Source organism: Streptomyces sp. 142MFCol3.1 (assembly GCF_000424945.1).
In the GTDB taxonomy this organism is placed as follows: domain Bacteria; phylum Actinomycetota; class Actinomycetes; order Streptomycetales; family Streptomycetaceae; genus Streptomyces; species Streptomyces siamensis.
In genome coordinates, this window is sequence record NZ_AUKV01000017.1 from 129021 (window position 1) to 150549 (window position 21529).

Sequence of the window (21529 nt, forward strand, 5' to 3'; positions counted from 1 at the left end):
GCCTCCGGGACGGGCCCTGTCGCGGAGCACCCCCGACGGCACCCCGACGGCACCCCGACGGCGGCGCCGGTCAGCGACGCCGGACGACGCGCCGGCACCGCGGCGGAGCGCCCACGTCCGGACGGCCTCCCGAGGCACCGCTCCGGTCCCGCACGGGACCGGATCTGACCCGCACGGGACCGGAGCACCGACGGCGGCCGACGGCAGGTCCGGGGCGCCGCCGCGTCACGGAGCCCGGACGCGGGCCGGGACGAGGTCGTGGGTACGGGACCGCCCGGGTACGGGCGGCGAGGCCGGTGGGGGACCTAGCCGGTGAGGACGCCGTCGAGGAACGGCTCGATGGCCGCGCGCCAGGCCTCCGGCTGGTCGTAGTGCACGAGGTGCCCGGCGTCGGCCACCTCCGCGTACTGGCCGCGCGGCAGGACGCGGACCATCTCCTGGGACTCGGCGCGGCCCAGTTCGCCGTCGAGGCCCCGGACGACCAGGGCGGGACACCGGACCTGCGTGAGCTCCTCCCAATGGGCGTCGAACACCCACGTCTGACGGGACTTGAGCATCTGCTCCGGTTCGAAGACCGGGCGCCAGCCGTCCGGGGACTCGTGCATCACCTCGGCGTAGAACTCGCCGCGGGACGGGTTGGGGCGCTCCACCCAGGGGTCGTCCTCACCGAACCACTTCCGCACGTCGGCGAGGGTGGCGAAGGGCACGGGCCAGGCCTTGAACCAGTCCTCCCACTCGCGCTGGGACGCGGCCCCGAGCGCGGAGGCCCGCATGTCGCAGATGATCACTCCGCGGACGAGGTCGGGGCGCTTGGCGGCGAGCTGCCAGGCGGTCAGCGCGCCCATGGCATGGCCGATCAGGACGGCGGGGGCGAGGCCGAGCTGTTCGAGAGCGGCCTCGGCGTCCTCCACATAGGCCTCACGGGTGTACTCCGCCTCCGGCGGCTTGTCGCTCTGGCCGTGGCCGCGCTGGTCGAGCGCGACGGCACGGTGCCGCTCGGAGAGCCAACGGGCGGTGGACGCCCAGTGCGAGGCACGGCCCATGAGGCCGTGCAGTAACAGCACGCCGGGCGACTCCTCCGAGGCCCTGGGCGGGTCGGTCTTCGGCGGGTCGGCGAACTCCCAGGCGGCGAGGCGTACGCCGCCCGTTCCCCTCACGTCGATGCGCCGCACCATCGGGCACCCCCCTAGCTCGCTCGGACCGGCTCACTCCCGCTCGAACCCGCCGGTCCACTCGTACCGCTTCCTGCCGCTGCTCCTGCTGGTGTGCTGCTCTACATGTACCCCTGACGCACCGCCACGTTATCGAATGAGGTTTCGAAAATGGGCCTCCTGGCTGCAACACCCCTCATTCGAGTGACCATGTCCCAGGATTGACCGCCGCCGCCGAGGGGAGATCTTCAGCGGGAGGCGGACCGCTCGGGGAAACCGGTCCGAGGGGATTGACCCTGAGAGCTCGGGGCTCCGGGTCAGCACAGGGGAGGACAGGCCCCGGCGCCATGCGGCGCCGGGGCCCTCTCCACGACTACGGCACATCCTTGCGCCCCCTCCCCGACCGCGCACCATCGCTCTCGGACACGGTCAAGAGCCCTCAGGTCATATGCCTCACGCGACAGCCTCGCACGCATACGGTCCCGCCGCTGCGATTCCGCACACTGAATCTTGGTTTCGGGAGGATCGCCGAGACATCACAACTGCCCCTGGCTCCGCGGGAGTTGACATGTCCCAAACGGACCGGCCGGAATGCGCGGTACACGGGACGGCGTGCGCCCGGGAACCGGCGCGGGACCGGCCGATGCCGTCCCCGCGCCGGCCCCGGGAGCTGCCCCTCGCGGGTACCGGTCGCGCCGGCGCCTCCGGCGGGCGGCACGGGCGGCCCGTCACGAGCACGGGCCCCTGAGCGCCGCCCAGGACGCGGGCGCTAGCGCTTGGCGACGAACACGTGGGAGGCGACGTCCGCCTCCAGCTCGGCGGCCTCACCGCCGCTGCCCACGAGGACCCCGCCCGCCGACTCGGTCACGCTCACCACGGAGCCGGGCTGCACGCCCGCGCGCCGCAGCGTGTACATCAGCTGCGCGTCCGTCTGGATCGGCTCGCCGATCCGGCGGACCACCACGGTCTTGCCGTCCATGCCCGGGTCGAGCTCGGACAGGGACACCATGCCCTCATCCAGGAACGGGTCGGCGCCGTCCTTCTCGCCGAGCTCCTCCAGGCCGGGGATGGGGTTGCCGTACGGCGACTCGGTCGGGTGGCGCAGCAGCTCCAGGACGCGCCGCTCGACGGCCTCGCTCATCACGTGTTCCCAGCGACACGCCTCGGCGTGCACCTGCTCCCACTCCAGACCGATCACGTCGACGAGCAGGCACTCCGCGAGACGGTGCTTGCGCATCACCCGGGTGGCCAGCCGCCGCCCTTCCTCGGTGAGTTCCAGATGGCGGTCGCTGGCGACCGCCACCAGGCCGTCGCGCTCCATGCGCGCCACCGTCTGGCTGACCGTGGGGCCGCTCTGGTCGAGCCGCTCCGCGATCCGGGCGCGCATGGGGACCACGCCTTCCTCCTCGAGTTCGAGGATGGTGCGGAGATACATCTCCGTGGTGTCGATCAGTCCGGACATTCGTGCCCCTCGATTAGCTCTGCCGGAGACTCGACGGCCCACCGGCGTGTGCGCTGGCCCTGAACTCAATTCTGACGCATACCACTGACAACCGTGCCCGGCCGTCGAAACCGGGCGGTCACGCCTGCCCGCCGCGGCAGGGCGGGCAGGGGGCGGGCCGGAGCGACGGACCCGCCCGGACGGGCGGGCCGGAGCGACGGACCCGCCCGGACGGGCGGGCCTTGTTGACAGCGCAGTGGTCCAGACCGCAACGTGATCCGCGACACGACAGGAGTACGGCCGCACCAGGACTCCGGTTCAGCCGCCCTTCGGCCGTGCGCGTCGACCCCGACGATACGACGAGACGTGGAAAGGGCTTCGCCGATGAGCGACAGCAAGTTGGCCGGGCAGTTCTTCGACGCCGCGATCGGCCTGCTCCAGCGGGTACGGGACGAGGACGCGGCGGACATCGAGGCGGCCGGCACCCTGGTCGCCGACACCGTCGCGGACGGCGGACGGCTGTTCGCCTTCGGCGCCGGGCACTCCTCGCTCGCCGCGCAGGACATCGTGTACCGCGCGGGCGGCCTCGCCCTGATGAACCTGCTGACCGTGCCGGGGGTCGTGGGCGTCGACGTCATGCCCGCCACGCTCGGCTCCGCCCTGGAGCGGGTCGACGGGCTGGCGAGCGCGGTCCTCGACTGCAGCCCGCTGCGCTCCGGCGACCTGCTCGTGATCATCTCGCTCTCCGGCCGCAACGCGCTCCCGGTGGAGATGGCCATGAACGCCCGCGCGCTGGGGGTGAAGGTCATCGGCGTCACCTCGGTCGCCTACGCCACCGACACGAAGTCGCGGCACGTCTCGGGCACCTATCTGAAGGACCACTGCGACGTCGTCCTCGACTCGAAGATCGCGGTCGGTGACGCGGAACTCACCCTCGACGCGATCGAGGCCCCCTTCGCCCCCGCGTCCACCGTGGTGACCACGGCCCTGCTCCAGGCCGTCATGGCGACGGCGGCGGGCACCCTCGCCGGCCGCGGCATCGAGCCACCCCTGCTGCGCTCGGGCAACGTGGACGGCGGTCACGACTGGAACGACCGGGTGATGACGGAGTACGCGGACCGGATCTTCTACCGGCGCTGACCCGTCCGCCGGAGCCCCGGGACGGCCTGCCCCCGGGACGGCCGCGGCCCGGCGGCCCCCCGGGGACAGGCCCGGCACCCCTGGGGGCCTCCCGGCAGTTCCGGGGCCTGTCCTGCCGGCACGCACGGGCGGCGAGACCGGGCCCGCCCGACAGTTCGGGCGTCTCGCTCCTGCGGGCACGCAGGCCGCCGGACCGGGCCCTACTCGCTCGCCAGCAGTCCCTCCAGGTCCAGTGCCATCGCGATCCGTACGGCCACGTCCTCCGCGTACGTGGCGTCCGCGCGCTCGAACTGGCTGCGTCCCGCGCTCCGCAGGAACGTCACGACGCCCAGGGTCCGTCCCCGGCTGCGCAGCACCACGCACAGCGCGTGCACCGAGTCCGGCGGCCACTGGCGGGCCACGGCCCACTCGCGTGCCTGCTCGGTCCCGCCGGCACCCGCGCCGGCCCGTACGGACCCGGCGCGGTCCACGCACTGGAGCGCGGGATGCCCGTCCCCGTAGCGCACGGGCAGTCCCGCCTTGCCGGTCGGCATGCTCGGGCCGGGTGCCCCCGAGGGCGTGGCGGCGGCCCTGACGAGCCGGACGGGGCCTTCCCCGTCGCGCAGCGAGCCGCCCGCCACCCGGTCGATCAGCGCGTGGTCGGCGAAGCCGGCGAGCGCGAAGTCGAGGTGGACGGTGGCGGCCTCCGCCGGGTCCTCGCACTCGGCGGCGGCCCGTGCCGCGCGGTGCAGCTGGTTGGCGCGGAAGCGCAGCTGAGCCGCCTCCTGCTCGGCCTGCTTGGCCTCCGTCACGTCCTGGAAGAGCCATCCCACGCCGAGCGGTACGGGCTCCTCGGCGAGCGGTGAGGCGAGACGCACGAACCCGCTGCGCCAGCAGCGCCGCTTCTCGCCCTCCGGGGTCCGCAGGCCCACCCACATCTCGGCGGGCGCCGGCGGGGCGCCCTCGGCGAGCACATGGGTGAGCGCACCCTCCAGGTCCTCGACGCCCTGGGAGAGCAGTTCTCCGAAGGGGCGGCCGAGCAGGGACGTACGGCCGGTCCCGAGGGCTCGCGCGGCGTGGGCGTTGACGACGGCGGGCCGCAAGTCGGCGTCGACGAGGACGACGCCCCAGCTGGCGTCCTCGAACAGCGCCTCGCTGAGCGCGATGGACCGTTCGAGGTCGATCTGGGCGTGCACCTCGCTGAAGGCGCAGTACACGCCGGCGGGTTTGCCGTCCGGTCCGCGCACCGCGGCGGACTGGGTGCGCACAAGCACCCGGCCGCCCTCCTTGGTCAGCAGGGCGAACTCGTGGACCTGCCGTCCCGGTGCCTGCATGGCGGACAGCAGCCGCGCCTCGACCTCCTCGGCGTCCGCGGTGCGCACCGCCCATCCGGCGAAACCGTGCCGTCCGACGGCTTCGGCGGCGGTCCAGCCCAGGATGCGCTCGGCCTCGCGGTTCCAGTGGGTGACGACGCCGTCGGCGTCGAAGGCGCACAGCGCCGCGTCCATCCCGTCCAACAGCGCGGCAAGCAGATCCGAACCGTCCCGCTCGGGCTCGTCGGGCCCCAGCTCGTCGGTGGTCCCACTACGCCGGGAAGCACTCACCTGGACCCCCTGCAGGCTGTGTGTCCGCACGTACGGCGCGACAGTTCACTCACTGGCAATCATTCAACTCGAACGTGACCCAGCCCACATCACCTTCCCCAAAGATTGGACGAAATCGTTGTACGCCGGATTTCCGTCCCGCCCGCCCCAGAAACCCATGACCTTCCCGGCCACCGCACCGGGCCTGCGGGAACGCCCCGCACGGGTGCCGCGGATACTTTCCAGAAAAACGGTTGAAGCGTGCGGGATCGGTTCCTAGTGTGTGGTGCACACGAGAAGGGAGGTGGTTCGGCAGATGTATGGAAACCGGACGCGTGAGGTGGCTGCGGGCTAGCGGCCCGTCACCACATCCAGTGCGGTGCCGGACCAGCACGTGAATCGAGCGTGCAGCCGGCCCCAATCCCAAGCAGTCACCCGACCTGTGGGCTCGCCGGTACGTCCGGCCGGCTCCTTCGCCGCGAGGCGGAGGGACCCGAGCCCACAGGTCGTCTGCGTTTCACGGGGCGTTCCCCGCCCGGCACCCTCGTCCGCGGGACCGCCGGACCCGCGCTCCGTACCCGTCCGCGGGTGATTTCACGGGGTGTGAGGCGGGACACACTCGTATCCGAAGGCCCGCAGTACTCTTGGGCCATGCTTCCGATGCTCGTTCGACGCCGCCACGTGGACTTCGTGCGCGTCACGAGCATGGGCTGTCGGCGCTCTGCCTGACCCAGCCCCTCTTCGCACGGCCTCCTCTTCCGTCTGGCACCCGTGGCCCCCCGCCCCACCCCCGGCGGCCGCCCGGGCACCCGTACACCCTGCGGACGCACCTCATGACGACGTACACGTCTTCCCCGAACCACCGCCTGCCCGGGCCGCAGCACGGCTCCCGGCAGCTTCCGATCATCGATCTGTCCGCGGCCGACCGCGGACCCCATGCCCGCGCCCTGCTGCACGCGCAGCTGCACAGCGCAGCCCACGACGTGGGCTTCTTCCAGCTCGTCGGGCACGGGGTGAGCGAGCAGGAGACCGGCGCGCTGCTGCGGGCGATGCACCGGTTCTTCGCCCTCCCCGAGACCGACCGGCTCGCCCTCGACAACGTGAACTCGCCGCACTTCCGCGGCTACACCCGCACCGGCGACGAGCGCACGGGCGGCAGCCGGGACTGGCGTGACCAGCTGGACATAGGGGCCGAGCGGGCCCCGCACGTGCCGGGCCCCGGCGAGCCCGCCTACTGGTGGCTGGAGGGCCCGAACCAGTGGCCCGCCGCGCTGCCCGAACTGCGCACCGCGGCGCTCGCCTGGATCGACCGGCTCAGCTCGGTCGCCGAGCGGCTGCTGCGCGAGCTGCTGACCGCGATCGGGGCTCCGGCCGGCTTCTACGATCCGGTCTTCGGGCAGCGGGCGCATCCGCACCTGAAACTGGTGCGCTACCCCGGCAACGCCGGGGAAGGCGCCGACCAGGGGGTCGGCGCGCACAAGGACTACGGCTTCCTGACGCTGCTGCTCCAGGACCAGGTGGGCGGGCTCCAGGTGCAGCGGGAGGACGGGCTGTTCCACGACGTGCCGCCGCTGCCGGGTGCCTTCGTCGTCAACCTGGGTGAGCTGCTGGAGGTGGCCACGAACGGGTACCTGCTGGCCACCAACCACCGGGTGGTGAGTCCCCCCGGGGCCACCGAGCGGTTCTCGGTGCCGTTCTTCTACAACCCCCGGCTGGACGCCCGGATCGAGCCGCTGCCCTTCCCGTACGCGTCCGCCGCCCCCGGCGTGACGACGGATCCGGACAACCCGCTCTTCGCGGAGTACGGCTTCAACGAGCTGAAGGGGAAGCTGCGCGCCCACCCGCTGGTCGCCGCCCGGCATCACGCGGGGCTGCTCACCCCCGCGTGACGACCGGCGTGCGAGTGGGACCCGGCGCTCGTCAGTGCGCGATGTCCTCGTATCCGACGATCTCCTGCGGGCCGCGCGCGGCAGGGCCCACGTAGCGCGCGGAGGGGCGCACCAGGCGGCCCGTGCGCTTCTGCTCCAGGATGTGCGCCGACCAGCCGGCGGTACGGGCGCACGTGAACATCGAGGTGAACATGTGCGCCGGGACCTCGGCGAAGTCGAGCATGATGGCGGCCCAGAACTCGACGTTCGTCGCCAGGACGCGGTCCGGGCGGCGGGCGTGGAGCTCGGCGAGCGCCGCCTTCTCCAGGGCCTCGGCGATCTCGAAGCGCGGGGCACCGAGCTCGCGTGCGGTGCGCCGGAGCACCCGCGCGCGGGGGTCTTCGGCGCGGTACACCCGGTGGCCGAAGCCCATCAGGCGCTCGCCCCTGTCGAGGGCCTGCTTGACGTAGGCCTCGGCGTCCCCGGTGCGTTCGATCTCCTCGATCATGCCGAGGACGCGGGAGGGCGCGCCGCCGTGCAGCGGCCCGGACATCGCGCCGACCGCTCCGGAGAGCGCCGCCGCCACGTCCGCGCCGGTGGACGCGATGACGCGGGCCGTGAAGGTGGAGGCGTTCATGCCGTGCTCCGCCGCCGACGTCCAGTAGGCGTCCACGGCCGCCACGTGCTTGGGGTCGGGCTCGCCGCGCCAGCGGATCATGAACCGCTCGACCACGGAGTGGGCCTTGTCGATCTCGCTCTGCGGGACCATGGGCAGGCCCTGGCCGCGGGCGGACTGGGCGACGTACGACAGCGCCATGACGGCGGCCCGGGCGAGGTCGTCGCGGGCCTGCTCCTCGTCGATGTCGAGGAGGGGCTTGAGGCCCCAGACGGGGGCGAGCATCGCGAGCGCGGACTGCACGTCGACGCGGATGTCGCCGGAGTGGACGGGAATGGGGAACGGCTCGGCGGGCGGCAGGCCGGGGTTGAAGGCGCCGTCGACGAGGAGACCCCACACGTTCCCGAACGAGACGTGCCCGACCAGGTCCTCGATGTCGACGCCCCGGTACCGGAGTGCGCCGCCCTCCTTGTCCGGTTCGGCGATCTCCGTTTCGAACGCGACGACTCCTTCGAGTCCGGGTACGAAGTCGGACATCAGGCGGCTCCTCGTGACGTGTGCGACAGATGGCGTTGTGGGGTGTACGGCACGTACTGGCTGTACGTGGGTTCGCGCGACCATGTGTCAGGCGTGGACGACAGGGCGACGGCCGATGGTCGTTCGACCGGCCGGTCCGGTTCCACGGTCGGCGGCGAAGACTCCGGGCAATTCCCGAAAGATCTCGGAAATCGTCCGAACAGCCCTCTGCGACTCGCGGTCCGAAGCGGTCTCACCCCGGTGATGCCCCGTGCGGCTGGCGGTCATCCAACCGGAACGGCAGCAGCACGATATCCCCGGGTGCCACCTTTGGGGAGAGTGTGCGGCACTCAGTGCCACGCAGTGATGAACCACACTCCTCTCCGGGGAGGGCCGCGTATACGGCAAGATGACCGCGTGAACGATCGTTTCCCGGACGACTCCGCCGCCGAACCCCTCGTCCAGCGTGCCGCCGAAGCCGCAGATGCCGCCGAGGAGGAACTGGCCGTCGACCCCGCCGCGATGCGCGCGCACTACCGCGCCGAGGGCCTCACCGAGGACGATCTCGCGGCACACCCCATGGATCAGTTCGGCCACTGGTTCAGGCAGGCCGCGCAGGCGGCGGTGCACGGCTTCGTGCACGAACCGAACGCGATGGTCGTCGCGACGGCGGACGCCGACGGCCGGCCGAGCTCCCGCACCGTGCTGCTCAAGCAGTACGACGAGCAGGGCTTCGTCTTCTACACCAACTACGGCTCGCGCAAGGCCCGCGAGCTGGCCGAGAACCCGTACGTCTCGCTGCTCTTCCCGTGGCACCCCATGGCCCGGCAGGTGATCGTCACCGGCACGGCGCGGCGCACCGCCCGGGACGAGACCGCGGCGTACTTCCGCACCCGCCCGCACGGCTCGCAGCTCGGCGCCTGGGCCAGCGAGCAGTCCTCGGTCATCGCCGCGCGGGACGAACTGGAGTCCTCCTACGCGCAGTTGAGTGCCCGGTACCCGGAGGGCGAGCAGGTCCCGGTGCCGCCCAACTGGGGCGGTTTCCGCGTCGCCCCGCAGGCCGTCGAGTTCTGGCAGGGCCGTGAGAACCGGCTCCACGACCGGCTCCGCTACGTGACCGAACCGGACGGCAGCTGGCGGGTGGAGCGCCTCAGCCCCTGAGGGACGGGCGGGGCCCGGGGCTCCGGCCCGCGGCCTCAGTCCAGTGCCTGGTCCATCAGTGCTCCCCACTGCTCCACCACCCGCGCCCGCCGGGCCCCGTCGTCGGTGAGGAGGTTGGCGAGGCCGAGACCGCGGGCCATGTCGAGCAGGCCCTGCACCGTCTCGCGCACGCCCGGCCGGGACTCGTCGGCGTCCAGCAGGTCGACCGCGATGCGATGGCTCTCACGGCCGACGCGGGCCTCCAGCTCGGTGACCCGCGTCCGCAGCTGGTCCTCGTTCGAGGCGGCGACCCACAGGTGCAGGGCGGCGCGGAAGAGCGGCCCGGTGTAGAGGTCGACGAGGGCGGCCACCACGACCCGGCGGTCGGCGGCGCCGTCGGGGAAGAGGGCGCGCAGGGCGGTGGAGCGTTCCTCGGCGACGTACTCGACGGCCGCGGTGAACAGGTCCTCGCGGGTGGGGAAGTGGTGCTGGGCGGCGCCCCGGGAGACCCCGGCGCGCTCGGCGACGACGGAGACCGTGGAGCCCGCCCAGCCGTGTTCGGCGAGGCAGGCCACGGCGGCTTCCAGGAGCCGCTGCCGGGTGGCCCGGCTGCGGTCCTGCTTGGGGACATGCGGAAGACGCCCGACGTGTTCCGTCGTGCTCACACCACCCATGCGGCATCCCGTCGTTCGAGGAAGGCGGTCATCCCCTCGGCGGCCTGCGCGGAGGAGAACAGCCGGGCCGAGAGCGCGGTCAGCCCGGCCGCGTCCCGGTCGAAGGTCTCCAGCACCTTAGCCGTGAGCAGCGCCTTGGTCTCGGCGAGAGCTTGGGGCGAGGACCGGCGCACACCATCGAGGACCGGGGCGAGCACCTCGTCGGCGTCGGGGCCGGTGGCCGTCAGCAGACCGGTGCGGACGGCCTCGGCGGCGTCGAAGCGTTCGCCGGTGAGGTAGTGCCGGGCGAGAGCGCGCGGGTCGGTGCGAGGCAGCAGGGTGAGGGAGATCACGGCGGGTGCGACGCCGATGCGCACCTCCGTGAAGGCGAAGCTCGCTCCCTCCCCCGCGACCGCGATGTCGCAGGCACCGAGCAGGCCGAGCCCGCCCGCCCGCACATGGCCGGTCACCCGGGCCACCACGGGCTTGCGCAGCTCGACGATCTGCCGCAGCAGTCCGACGAGGGCGTCCGGGTGCGGCGGGTCGCGCAGGTCGGCGCCCGCGCAGAAGGTGTTCCCGGTGTGGGTGAGGACGACGGCGCGCACGCCGTCGTCCTTGCCGCACCGGGTGAGCGCGTCGGCGAGTTCGCCCACGAGGACGGCCGACAGGGCGTTGCGGTTGGCGGGCGAGTCGAGGGTCAGCGTGGTGACGGCGCGGTCGTGTGCCGCGTGCACGACGGTCATGAAAGGCTCCGCAGCTGACGGCGCAGGATCTTCCCGGAGGCGGCCCGGGGGACCCCGTCGACGAAGGTGACCATGCGGACCCGCTTGTACGGGGCGACGCGTTCGGCGACGTGCATCATGACCTCTCCCTCGGTGAGGTCCGGTGCGGACGGCTGGCGCACCACGAAGGCGTGCGGGACTTCGTTGTTGTCTTCGTTGTAGACCCCTATGACGGCGGCGTCGGCGATGCCGGGGTGGGTGAGCAGCAGCGCCTCCAGTTCGGCGGGCGCGACCTGGAAGCCCTTGTACTTGATGAGTTCCTTGACGCGGTCGACGACGAAGAGCCAGCCGTCGGCGTCGACATGGCCGACGTCCCCGGTGCGCAGCCAGCCGTCCGCGTCGATCATCGCGGCGGTGGCGTCGGGGCGCCCGAGGTAGCCCTTCATGACCTGGGGTCCGCGGATGGTGATCTCGCCGGCCTCGCCGACGCCCAGGTCCTTGCCGGGGTCGTCCAGGGAGACGATCCGCATCTCGGTGCCGGCTATCAGCTTGCCGACGGTCCCGGGAGGCGGGTTCGCGGCGTCGAGCGGGACGACGTGCGTGCCGGGCGACAGTTCCGTCATGCCGTACGCCTGGCCGACGGGCGGCAGTCCGAGCCGCTGCGAGCAGGCGGTGGCCAGGGCGGCGTCCAGCGGCGCGGCCGAGCAGATGATGTATTTCAGGGACGACAGGTCGTACTGCGCGACGGCCGGGTGCTTGGCGAGGGCCAGGACGATCGGCGGGGCCACGTACAGACCGGTGATGTGGTGCTTCTGGATGGCCGCGAGGAAGGTGTCCAGGTCGAAGCGCGGCAGCACGACGACGGTGGCGCCCTGCCTCAGGGGCGCGTTCATGAGGGCGGTCAGGCCGTAGATGTGGAAGAAGGGCAGCACGGCGAGGATGCGGTCGCCGGGGCCCATCGGCATGCACGGCGAGAGCTGTGCGAGGTTGGTGGCGATGGACCGGTGGGTGAGCATCACGCCCTTGGGGACGCCCGTCGTGCCCGAGGAGTACGGCAGTGCCGCGACGTCCTCGGCGGGGTCGATGTCCACCTGGGGCTCAGGCGCCGTGCTGCCGAGCAGCTCGATCAGCGAACGGTGCCCCGGCGCCTGGTCGCAGACGAAGATCTCCCGTATCCCGCCCACGAGTTCGGCCGCCTGGCGGGCGGTCTCCAGGAGCGGGGACACGGTCACGATCCAGCTCGCCGCGCTGTCCCGCAGCTGCTTGGCGAACTCCTCGGCCGTGGCGAGCGGGTGCACGGTGGTGACCGAGGCCCCCGCACGCGTGGCCGCGTAGAACGCCGTGGGGAAGGCGATGGTGTTGGGGCTGTGCAGGGCCAGCACGTCGCCCTTGCGGACGCCGGCCTCGGCGAACGCGGCGGCCAGCCTGCGGTGGAAGTGGTCGAGTTGGCCGTAGGTGAGCGTGGTGCCGTCGACACCGTCGACGAGCGCGGGCGTGTCGCCGCGCTCGGCGGCCCCGCCGAGGACGGCCTCGTGGATGGGTTGCTCGACGGCCGGGACGTCTGCGTACTCGCTGCGGAACACGGTTCCTCCTAGAGCGGCTCGCCAGGTCCTAGTACGACTTGGGCAGACCCAGGGTCTGGTGGGAGACGTAGTTGAGAATCATCTCCCTGCTCACCGGCGCGATGCGAGACACGCGCGAGGCCGTGATCAGGGAGGCGAGGCCGAACTCACGGGTGAGGCCGTTGCCGCCGAGGGTGTGGACGGCCTGGTCGACGGCCCGTACGCAGGCCTCTCCGGCCGCGTACTTGGCCATGTTCGCCGCCTCTCCGGCCGCCACGTCGTCCCCACGGTCGTACAGGTACGCCGCCTTCTGCATCATCAGGCGGGCCAGTTCGAGTTCGATGTGGGACTGCGCCAGGGGGTGCGCGATGGCCTGGTGGGCGCCGATGGGCGCCTTCCACACGGTGCGCTCGCGCGCGTACCCGACGGCCTTGGCGAGGGCGTACCGGCCCATGCCGATCGCGAACGCGGCCGTCATCACCCGCTCGGGGTTGAGGCCGGCGAAGAGCTGGAGCAGGCCGGCGTCCTCGTCGCCGACGAGCGCGTCGGCGGGCAGCCGCACGTCGTCCAGGGTCAGCTCGAACTGCTTCTCCGCGCCGTGCAGTTCCATGTCGATGGGCCGGCGGCCGAAGCCCTCCGCGTCCCGTGGAACGATGAACAGGCAGGGCTTCAGGCTGCCCGTCCGCGCGTCCTCCGTGCGGCCCACGATGAGCGTCGCGTCGGCGATGTCGACGCCCGAGACGAACACCTTCCGGCCGGTGAGAACCCAGTCGGTGCCGTCCCGGCGGGCCGTGGTGGTGATCCGGTGCGAGTTGGAGCCCGCGTCGGGCTCGGTGATGCCGAAGGCCATCGTGCGGGTGCCGTCGGCGAGTCCGGGCAGCCACCGCCGCTTCTGCTCCTCGGTGCCGAACCGTGCGATGACGGTGCCGCAGATGGCGGGCGAGACGACCATCATCAGCAGGGGGCAGCCGGCGGCGCCCAGCTCCTCCAGGACGATGGAGAGTTCGGCTATGCCACCGCCCCCGCCGCCGTACTCCTCGGGCAGGTTCACGCCGAGGTAGCCGAGCTTGGCCGCCTCGGACCAGAGTTCGTCCGGGTGCCCCCCGTCGGCGACGACCTTGGCGAGGTAGTCGCGGCCGTAGCGCGCGCCCAGGGCGGCCACGGCGGAACGGAGTGCCTTGTGCTCTTCGGTCTCGACGGCGGAACTCATGGAGCCTCCTGAAGACGGAAAGTACGGCTGGTTCATGACGGGTCACGCGGTCCGGGCGGGTCGCGCGCGATGCGGCGGCGCGGGCCGCCGCACCGGGGCGTTCACGGGGTGTCGTCCTGCGGGGCCGGCTGCACGACCGCGAGCAGCGCGCCCACCTCGACCTGCCGGCCGGGGGCCGCGTGCAGGGCCGTGAGCGTGCCCGCGGCGGGCGCGGAGATCTTGTGCTCCATCTTCATCGCCTCCAGCCACAGCAGCGCTTCCCCGGCCCGTACGAAGGCGCCGACGGCCAGGTTCTCGGCGACGCGTACGACGGTTCCGGGCATGGGTGCGAGCAGCGAGCCCGGGTCCTGCTGGGCGGTGGGGTCCCGGAAGCGCGGCAGCGCGGTCAGCGCGGTGGCGTTCACGAAGACCTGGTCGCCGTGGCGCGCGATCGCGAAGTCCCGCCGCACACCGTCGACTTCGAGGACGACGAGAGAGTCGTCGGCGCGCACCACGCGCACCCCGTCGGCCGCGAGGCCCTCGCGGGTGTGGCGGTAGCGCGCCTCGTGCTCGGTGCCGGCCATCAGGTAACGCTTGACCTGCGGCTGCGAGGCCACGTTGCGCCAGCCGCCGAACCGGGACCGGCCGTGCGCGTCGGCGAGCGCCGCGGCCAGCGGCGCGTACGGGTCGGGGGCGGGCTCGGTCAGCTCGTCCAGATGACGGTCGTAGAACCCGGTGTCCATGCGGGCCTCGGCGAACTCCGGGTGCCGCAGGGAGCGGACGAGGAGGTCCCGGTTGGTGACCGGGCCGTGCACGGTCGCCCGCTCCAGGGCGCCCGCCAGTTTCCGCACGGCCTCGGCGCGCGTGGGGGCATGGGCGACCGCCTTGGCGAGCATCGGGTCGTAGTGGATGCCGATCTCGGCGCCGTCGGCGTACCCGGTGTCCAGGCGGACGCCGTCCGGGACGGCGAGGCGGTGCAGGACCCCGGTCTGCGGGGCCCAGGAGCGTGCCGGGTCCTCCGCGTACAGGCGGGCCTCGACCGCGTGCCCCCGCGCCCGGGGCGGCTCGTCCTCCAGGGCGCCGCCCTCGGCGACCCGGATCTGCAGGGCCACCAGGTCGATGCCGAACACGGCCTCCGTCACCGGGTGTTCCACCTGGAGGCGGGTGTTCATCTCCAAGAAGTGCGCCCGCCCGTCCGCGACCAGGAACTCGACCGTCCCGGCGCCCACGTAGTCGACGGCGCGGGCGGCGCGCACGGCCGACGCGTGCAGCTCGGCGGCGAGCTCGTCGCCCAGGCCCGGCGCCGGCGCCTCCTCGACGACCTTCTGGTGACGGCGCTGGAGGGAGCAGTCGCGGGTGCCGAGCGCCCACACCGTGCCGTGCGTGTCGGCGAGGACCTGCACCTCGACGTGCCGGCCGCCTTCCACGTACGGCTCGACGAAGACCTCGCCGTCGCCGAACGCGCTCAGTGCCTCGGCGCGTGCCGCCGCCAGTTCCGCGTCCAGGTCGGCCAGGTCCCGCACGATCCGCATGCCGCGTCCTCCGCCGCCCGCGGCGGCCTTCACCAGCACGGGCAGGTCGCCGTCCGTCACGGACGCGAGGGGTTCGATGCCCATCAGCTGCTTGGCGCGGGTCTTGGAGGCCATCGCCTCGATCGCCCCGGGCGGCGGTCCGATCCACACGAGGCCGGCGTCGAGGACGGCGCGCGCGAAGTCGGCGTTCTCGGAGAGGAAGCCGTAACCGGGGTGCACGGCGTCCGCGCCCGCGTTCAGCGCCGCCTTCACGATCAGGTCGGCGCGCAGATACGTCTGTGCCGGGGCCGCGCCCGGCAGCCGCACCGCCGCGTCCGCCATGCGTGTGTGCCGGGCGTTCTCGTCGGCGTCGGAGTACACGGCGACGGTCCGGATCCCGAGTTCCCCGCAGGTGCGGAAGACACGGCAGGCGATCTCGCCCCGGTTGGCGACAAGGACTGAGCTGATCACTGGAGGGACCTCACATCCGGAAGACGCCGAAGCCACCGCGCACGCCCTCGTAGGGCGCCGTGTGGATCGCGGACAGGCACATGCCGAGGACGGTGCGGGTGTCGCGCGGGTCGATGACCCCGTCGTCGTACAGCCGGCCGGACAGGAACATCGGCAGCGACTCGGACTCGATCTGCTGCTCCACCATGGCGCGCAGCGCCGCGTCGGCCTCGTCGTCGTACGGCCGTCCCTTCGCCGCGGCCGACTGCCGGGCGACGATGGACAGGACGCCCGCGAGCTGCTGCGGGCCCATGACCGCCGACTTGGCGCTCGGCCAGGCGAACAGGAAGCGCGGGTCGTAGGCGCGCCCGCACATGCCGTAGTGCCCGGCTCCGTACGACGCCCCCATGAGCACCGACAGGTGCGGGACCCGGGAGTTGCTCACCGCGTTGATCATCATGGCGCCGTGCTTGACGATGCCGCCCTGCTCGTACTCCTTGCCGACCATGTAGCCGGTGGTGTTGTGCAGGAACAGCAGCGGGATGTCGCGCTGGTTGGCGAGCTGGATGAACTGGGCGGCCTTCTGGGACTCGGCGCTGAAGAGCACGCCCTGGGCGTTGGCGAGGATGCCGACGGGGTACCCGTGCAGGGCGGCCCAGCCGGTCGTCAGGCTGGTCCCGTAGCGGGGCTTGAACTCGTCGAAGTCCGAGCCGTCGACGATCCGGGCGATCACCTCGCGCGGGTCGAAGGGGTGCTTGAGGTCGCCGGGAACGATCCCGAGCAGTTCGTCCTCGTCGTACTTGGGCGGGGTGGCCGGGCCCGGATCGCGGTACGCCTTGCGGTGATTGAGGCGGGCGACCACGCGACGGGCCTGCCGCAGCGCGTCCTCCTCGTCGACGGCGAAGTAGTCCGCGAGTCCCGACACGCGCGCGTGCATCTCGGCGCCGCCCAGGGACTCGTCGTCGCTCTCCTCGCCCGTGGCCATCTTCACCAGCGGCGGCCCGCCGAGGAAGACCTTGGCCCGCTCCTTGACCATGATCACGTGGTCGGACATGCCGGGGACGTACGCGCCGCCCGCGGTGGAGTTCCCGAAGACGACCGCCACGGTGGGGATCCCCGCCGCCGACAGCCGGGTGAGGTCGCGGAAGATCGCGCCCCCGGGGATGAAGATCTCCTTCTGCGAGGGCAGATCGGCGCCGCCCGACTCGACGAGGCTGATGCAGGGCAGCCGGTTGGCGAGCGCGATGTCGTTGGCCCGCAGGGCCTTCTTCAGGCTCCACGGGTTGCTGGCGCCGCCGCGCACGGTCGGGTCGTTCGCCGTGATCAGGCACTCGACCCCCTCGACCACGCCGATGCCGGTGACGAGGGAGGCGCCGACCGTGTACTCGCTGCCCCAGGCCGCCAGCGGCGACAGCTCCAGGAAGGGGGTGTCCGGGTCCAGCAGCAGCTCGATGCGTTCGCGTGCGAGCAGCTTGCCGCGCGCGCGGTGCCGGGCGACGTACTTCTCACCCCCGCCCGCGAGGGCCTTGGCGTGCTCGCCCTCCAGTTCGGCGAGCTTGGCGGCCATCGCCTCGCGGTGGGCCGCGTACTCGGGGCTCTTGGTGTCGAGCGCCGTGGGAAGGACGGTCACAGGAGGCTCTCCGGAATGTCCAGGTGACGGGAGCGGAGCCATTCGCCCAGGGCCTTGGCCTGGGGATCGAAGCGGGCCTGGGAGGCGACGCCCTCGCCGAGGATCCCCTCGACGACGAAGTTGAGGGCGCGCAGGTTGGGCAGGACGTGCCGGACGACGGTCAGCGGGGCGCTCTCGGGCATCAGCTGCCGGAACCGGTCGGCCGTCAGCTCGTGGGCCAGCCAGCGCCAGGCGTCGTCCGTGCGCGCCCACACGCCCACGTTGGCGTTGCCGCCCTTGTCCCCGCTGCGGGCGCCGGCGACCCGGCCGAGCGGCGCGCGGCGCGTCGGCCCCGGCGGCAGGGGGTCGGGCAGGACGGGGTCCGGGACCTCGTCGAGGACGCGGGTGTCCGGCGCGCAGGGCACCGGGATCCTGCGCCCGTCGTCCAGGACGGCCGCGTGGGCGACGGCCGCCTGGGGAACGTGCACGGCCTCGAAGACGCCGTAGGGGGCACCCTTGCCGGGGGGCGCCACCACGTGGAAGCCGGGGTAGCTGGCGAGCGCCAGCTCGATGGCCGCGCCGCTCAGCGCGCGCCCGACGGTCTGCTGATCGGGGTCCCGCACGACGAGCCGCAGCAGCGCGCTCGCCGTCTCCTCGGTGTCCGCGTCGGACCGGTCGGTACGGGCCAGTTCCCACCGCACCTGGGCGGGCGGCGACTTGGCGAGCGCGTCCGTCATCTGCTCGCGGACGAGCGCGGCCTTGTCCTCGACGTCGAGTCCGGTGAGGACGAAGACGACCTCGTTGCGGAAGCCGCCGAGCTTGTTGAGGCCGACCTTGAGGGTCGGTGGCGGCGCCTCGCCGCGCACGCCCTCGATCCGGACGCGGTCGGGGCCGTCCGGGCCGAGCCGTACGGTGTCCAGCCGGGCCGTGACGTCGGGTCCCGCGTACCGGGCGCCGCCCGTCTCGTAGAGCAGTTGCGCGGTGATCGTGCCGACGTCGACGAAGCCGCCGGTGCCGTCGTGCTTGGTGATGACGCAGCTGCCGTCCTCGTGGAGTTCCGCCAGCGGGAAGCCGGGCCGGCGCACGTCGCCGTCCCGGAAGAACGCGTAGTTGCCGCCGGTGGCCTGGGTCCCGCACTCCAGCACGTGGCCGGCGACGACGGCGCCCGCGAGCCGGTCGTGGTCCGTGGGCCCCCACCCGAAGTGGGCTGCGGCCGGCCCGGTGACCAGGGCCGCGTCGGTCACCCGCCCGGTGACCACGACGTCCGCGCCCTCCCGCAGGCAGGCGGTGATGCCGAAGCCGCCGAGGTAGGCGTGCGCGGCCAGACTGCCGGGATGTTCCGCGGTGAGGTCGTCGCCCTCGACGTGGGCGACGCGCACCGGGATGCCCAGCCGGTCCGCCAGCTGCCGTACGGCGTCGGCGAGTCCGGCGGGGTTGAGCCCCCCTGCATTGGTGACGATGCGCACGCCGCGCTCGTGGGCGAGGCCGAGGCAGTCCTCCAACTGCCGCAGGAACGTGCGGGCGTAGCCGGCGGCCGGGTCCTTGAGGCGGTCCCTGCCCAAGATGAGCATGGTCAGCTCGGCGAGGTAGTCGCCGGTCAGGACGTCCAGTTCGCCGCCGGTGAGCATCTCGCGCACGGCGTCGAAGCGGTCGCCGTAGAAACCGGAGGCGTTGCCGATGCGGAGCGGGGCTGCCGGGGCGCTCACCGGGCCGTCTCCCGCGGCGCGCGGCCGGTGCCGGGCGGGCCCGCGAAGGCCTGGGCGATGTCGAGCCAGCGGTCGGCGTCGGTGCCGTCGGCGCGCAGCGCGAGGTCGGCGCGGTGGGCGCGCTGGGTGACCAGGAGGCAGAAGTCGAAGGCGGGACCGGTGACGCGCTGGGCCGCGTCCTCGGGGCCGTAGGTCCACAAGGCGCCGGAGGGCGCGGTGACTTCCACCCGGAACTCTTCGGCGGGGGCGGGCAGTCCGCGGGCGCCGAACGCGAAGTTCCGTGCCCGGACGCCGATGCGGACCACGTGCCACAGCCGGTCGGTGGGGGCGCGGACCACGCCGAGCGCGTCGGCGACGTCCTGGCCGTGGGCCCAGGTCTCCATGAGCCGGCCGGTGGCCATGGAGGCGGTGGACATGGGCGGCCCGTACCAGGGGAAGCGGGCGCCGGCCGGGGCCTCGCGCAGGGCGCGGTCGAGCGCGGTCCGGCCGTCCCGCCACCGTGCGAGCAGGTCGGCGGGCGCGAGCCGGGCACCGTCCTCGGCCCCCTGGTCCACGAACGAGTCGGGGGCCGCGAGCGCCTTCTCGACCAAAGCGTGGAAGGCGTCCGCGTCCGTGACGGCGAGCAGTGCGGAGTGGTCGGTCCAGGCGAGGTGGGCGATCTGGTGGGCGACGGTCCACCCCGCGGCGGGTGTGTCGAGTGCCCACCGGTCCGCTTCCAACTCCCCGACCAGCCGGTCGAGTTCCTCGCTCTCCTGCTGCAGATCGTCGATCACTGACGACGCGTCGGACACGATGCGCTCCCTCGGGGCACGACGTTGTGTGCCCCGGAGCATGTCAGCGACCACAGAAACAAGCAAGCATGCTTGCATTAATTCTCGCGGCCGCGGCGGGCGTAACGGCCGGAGCGCGCGCGGGAATCCGGTACGAAGCGGGGAGTTTGTCGTGATCAGGTCACCCGGATACGCTCTGCCGCCATGCTTCCCACCCCCTCCCGTCCCGGTCCCGACGCCACCGTCCACCGCTTCGGCATGCGGCGGCTGCGGACCGGACTGCCCGGCACGCTGATCGCCCTGTGCCTCGCCCCGCTCCCTTTGGCCGTCACCGCGGCGCAGGACGGGGCGGGCGCCGGACGGTGGGTCTTCGCCGTGGTGTGGCTGCTGTTCTGGGGCGGACTGGGGGCGCTGATGTCCTACGCGCTGTGGGCGGGGCGCCGGACCCTGCTCGCCTTCGACGCGTACGGCGTGTGGTGGTGGCACAGCCCCGAGCGGTACGCGGCGGTGCCGTGGCAGTCGCTCGCCGGCGTCGGCCTCTACTGGGCGCACAAGGGCAGCGCGAGAGCGGGCCGGAAGGTCATGAGCCTCGAACTGTGCCCGTACGGCGACGTCGACGCCGACGACCCCGTGCTCCGGCCGCTCGTCGTGCGGGACGAGCCGCTGCGCCCCGGCCTGCCCGAGCGCCGCTACCGGATCGGGATCCCGACGTACTCCGGCCGCCGCTGGGGACGCGCATTGGCCGCGTCGGCCCATGCGCGGGCGCCGCACCTGTGGTTCGGCGAGCACGAGCGGCGGTCCGGCAGTCCGGGTCCTTCGCGGCGCACGAGCTGAACCGGCGCGCCGCGGGACGCTCAGCCCGCGGACCCCCCGGCCGCCGGCAGCGGCTCCTGCTCCAGCCCCTTGGCCCTCCCGCGGCCCACCTGCGTCCGTACCGCCCCCATGCTCGCCGCGATGACCAGGGCGATCGCCAGGGACTGGGTGACCGACAGGGCCTGACCGAGGACGAGGAAGCCCGCGGTGGCGGCGACGGCCGGTTCGAGACTCATGAGGATGGCGAAGGTGGAGGCGGGCAGCCGCCGCAGGGCGAGGAGTTCGAGTGTGTAGGGCAGGACCGAGGAGAGGACGGCCACCGCCGCGCCCAGCACCACCGTGGTGGGGACGAGGAGTTTCGGGCCGGACTCGGCGATCCCCAGCGGCAGGAAGGCCACCGCCGCGACCACCATGGCAAGGGCGAGCCCGTCGGCCTGGGGGAAGCGCCTGCCCGTACGGGCGCTGAAGACGATGTACGCCGCCCACATGGCGCCGGCGCCGAGTGCGAAGGCCACACCGGCCGGGTCGAGGCTGCTGAACCCTCCGCCGCCGAGCAGGAACACCCCGCCGAGCGCGAGGCCGGCCCAGACCAGGTTCACGGCGCGCCGGGAGGCGAGCACGGAGAGCGCGAGGGGGCCGAGCACTTCGAGCGTGACGGCGGGGCCCAGAGGGATCCGGTCGACCGCCTGGTAGAAGAGGCCGTTCATCGCGGCCATCGTCAGACCGAAGACGACGACGGTCCCCCAGTCGGCGCGCGAGTGCCCGCGCATCTTGGGGCGGCAGACCGCGAGCAGCACGACCGCCGCCACCAGCAGCCGCAGGGTCACCACGCCGAGCGCGCCGGCCCGCGGCATCAGACTCACCGCGAGGGCGCCGCCGAACTGCACGGAGATGCCGCCGGCGAGGACCAGTCCCACGGGCCCGAGGGCGCCCCGTCGGCCCGGTCCGCCCGCCGTGGGCGCACCGGGCGCGGGAGCCATCGCGGGTGCGACCGAGGCCGGGGAGGACGGGACGGCGCTGGGGGTGTTCACGGGACCTTCCAGGGGATCGACGCGGGATCGTTCATCACGCTGCACTTACCAGTCCAGAGTAATGGACTTGGTCAGGCGT

The 21529-nt window shown here is 73.0% G+C and carries 17 protein-coding genes; 4 read left to right on the top strand and 13 right to left on the bottom strand.

All coding sequences use genetic code 11. The features are described from left to right. Positions 1–305: 305 nt before the first annotated feature. Positions 306–1175, bottom strand: a complete 870-nt coding sequence (locus H305_RS0125015; protein WP_028802812.1) for an alpha/beta fold hydrolase — start codon at positions 1173–1175, stop codon at positions 306–308. A 745-nt stretch (positions 1176–1920) separates the two neighbouring features. After that, entirely contained in the window at positions 1921–2613 is a 693-nt protein-coding gene (locus H305_RS0125020; RefSeq protein WP_028802813.1) for a metal-dependent transcriptional regulator, read from the bottom strand. A 363-nt stretch (positions 2614–2976) separates the two neighbouring features. Between H305_RS0125020 and H305_RS0125025 the strand changes: the two genes are divergently transcribed. Beyond that, entirely contained in the window at positions 2977–3732 is a 756-nt protein-coding gene (locus H305_RS0125025; RefSeq protein ID WP_028802814.1) for an SIS domain-containing protein, read from the top strand. A gap of 200 nt (positions 3733–3932) precedes the next feature. Here H305_RS0125025 and H305_RS0125030 read toward each other — a convergent pair whose 3' ends face one another. Then, positions 3933–5315, bottom strand: coding sequence for a PAS domain-containing protein (locus H305_RS0125030; RefSeq protein WP_028802815.1), 1383 nt, complete (start codon positions 5313–5315; stop codon positions 3933–3935). 812 nt (positions 5316–6127) lie between these two features. Here H305_RS0125030 and H305_RS0125035 point away from each other — a divergent pair. Then, on the top strand, positions 6128–7183 hold the full coding sequence (locus H305_RS0125035; protein ID WP_051370931.1) for an isopenicillin N synthase family dioxygenase: 1056 nt from the start codon (positions 6128–6130) through the stop codon (positions 7181–7183). Between the two features lie 31 nt (positions 7184–7214). Here the strand turns inward: H305_RS0125035 and H305_RS0125040 are convergent, their stop codons facing one another. Continuing rightward, positions 7215–8315, bottom strand: coding sequence for a citrate synthase 2 (locus H305_RS0125040; protein ID WP_028802817.1), 1101 nt, complete (start codon positions 8313–8315; stop codon positions 7215–7217). 501 nt (positions 8316–8816) lie between these two features. On the opposite strand from H305_RS0125040, the gene pdxH reads away from it, so the two are divergent. Further along, positions 8817–9455: a pyridoxamine 5'-phosphate oxidase gene (gene pdxH / locus H305_RS0125045; RefSeq protein ID WP_051370947.1), complete on the top strand. Its 639-nt coding sequence runs from the start codon at positions 8817–8819 to the stop codon at positions 9453–9455. A 35-nt stretch (positions 9456–9490) separates the two neighbouring features. Here pdxH and H305_RS0125050 read toward each other — a convergent pair whose 3' ends face one another. From H305_RS0125050 to H305_RS0125085, 8 genes are all read right to left on the bottom strand, one after another. After that, complete coding sequence (locus H305_RS0125050; RefSeq protein WP_028802819.1) at positions 9491–10108, bottom strand: TetR/AcrR family transcriptional regulator; 618 nt, start codon at positions 10106–10108, stop codon at positions 9491–9493. Next, positions 10096–10830: an enoyl-CoA hydratase family protein gene (locus tag H305_RS0125055; protein WP_028802820.1), complete on the bottom strand. Its 735-nt coding sequence runs from the start codon at positions 10828–10830 to the stop codon at positions 10096–10098. The genes H305_RS0125050 and H305_RS0125055 overlap by 13 nt, the downstream gene beginning before the upstream one ends. Beyond that, entirely contained in the window at positions 10827–12392 is a 1566-nt protein-coding gene (locus H305_RS0125060) for a 4-coumarate--CoA ligase family protein (protein WP_028802821.1), read from the bottom strand. Before H305_RS0125060 ends, H305_RS0125055 begins: the two co-directional genes overlap by 4 nt. 28 nt (positions 12393–12420) lie before the next feature. Continuing rightward, positions 12421–13581, bottom strand: a complete 1161-nt coding sequence (locus H305_RS0125065; protein WP_028802822.1) for an acyl-CoA dehydrogenase family protein — start codon at positions 13579–13581, stop codon at positions 12421–12423. 101 nt (positions 13582–13682) lie between these two features. Then, positions 13683–15542: an acetyl/propionyl/methylcrotonyl-CoA carboxylase subunit alpha gene (locus tag H305_RS0125070; protein WP_028802823.1), complete on the bottom strand. Its 1860-nt coding sequence runs from the start codon at positions 15540–15542 to the stop codon at positions 13683–13685. A gap of 10 nt (positions 15543–15552) precedes the next feature. Next, a complete protein-coding gene (locus tag H305_RS0125075) occupies positions 15553–17151 on the bottom strand; it encodes an acyl-CoA carboxylase subunit beta (RefSeq protein ID WP_028802824.1) in 1599 nt (532 codons plus the stop codon). After that, positions 17148–18836: an acyclic terpene utilization AtuA family protein gene (locus H305_RS0125080; RefSeq protein ID WP_028802825.1), complete on the bottom strand. Its 1689-nt coding sequence runs from the start codon at positions 18834–18836 to the stop codon at positions 17148–17150. Before H305_RS0125080 ends, H305_RS0125075 begins: the two co-directional genes overlap by 4 nt. Continuing rightward, positions 18833–19627 carry a TIGR03084 family metal-binding protein gene (locus H305_RS0125085; RefSeq protein ID WP_028802826.1) on the bottom strand — a complete coding sequence of 265 codons (795 nt, stop codon included), beginning with the start codon at positions 19625–19627 and terminating at the stop codon, positions 18833–18835. Before H305_RS0125085 ends, H305_RS0125080 begins: the two co-directional genes overlap by 4 nt. A 183-nt stretch (positions 19628–19810) precedes the next feature. Here H305_RS0125085 and H305_RS47030 point away from each other — a divergent pair, with 183 nt between their 5' ends. Then, the gene (locus tag H305_RS47030) at positions 19811–20440 is read left to right on the top strand and encodes a hypothetical protein (RefSeq protein WP_051370933.1); all 630 of its coding nucleotides are present in this window, start codon (positions 19811–19813) and stop codon (positions 20438–20440) included. Between the two features lie 20 nt (positions 20441–20460). On the opposite strand, the gene H305_RS47035 is transcribed toward H305_RS47030, so the two are convergent. Next, positions 20461–21450: an EamA family transporter gene (locus H305_RS47035; protein WP_051370936.1), complete on the bottom strand. Its 990-nt coding sequence runs from the start codon at positions 21448–21450 to the stop codon at positions 20461–20463. Between the last annotated feature and the right edge of the window lie 79 nt (positions 21451–21529).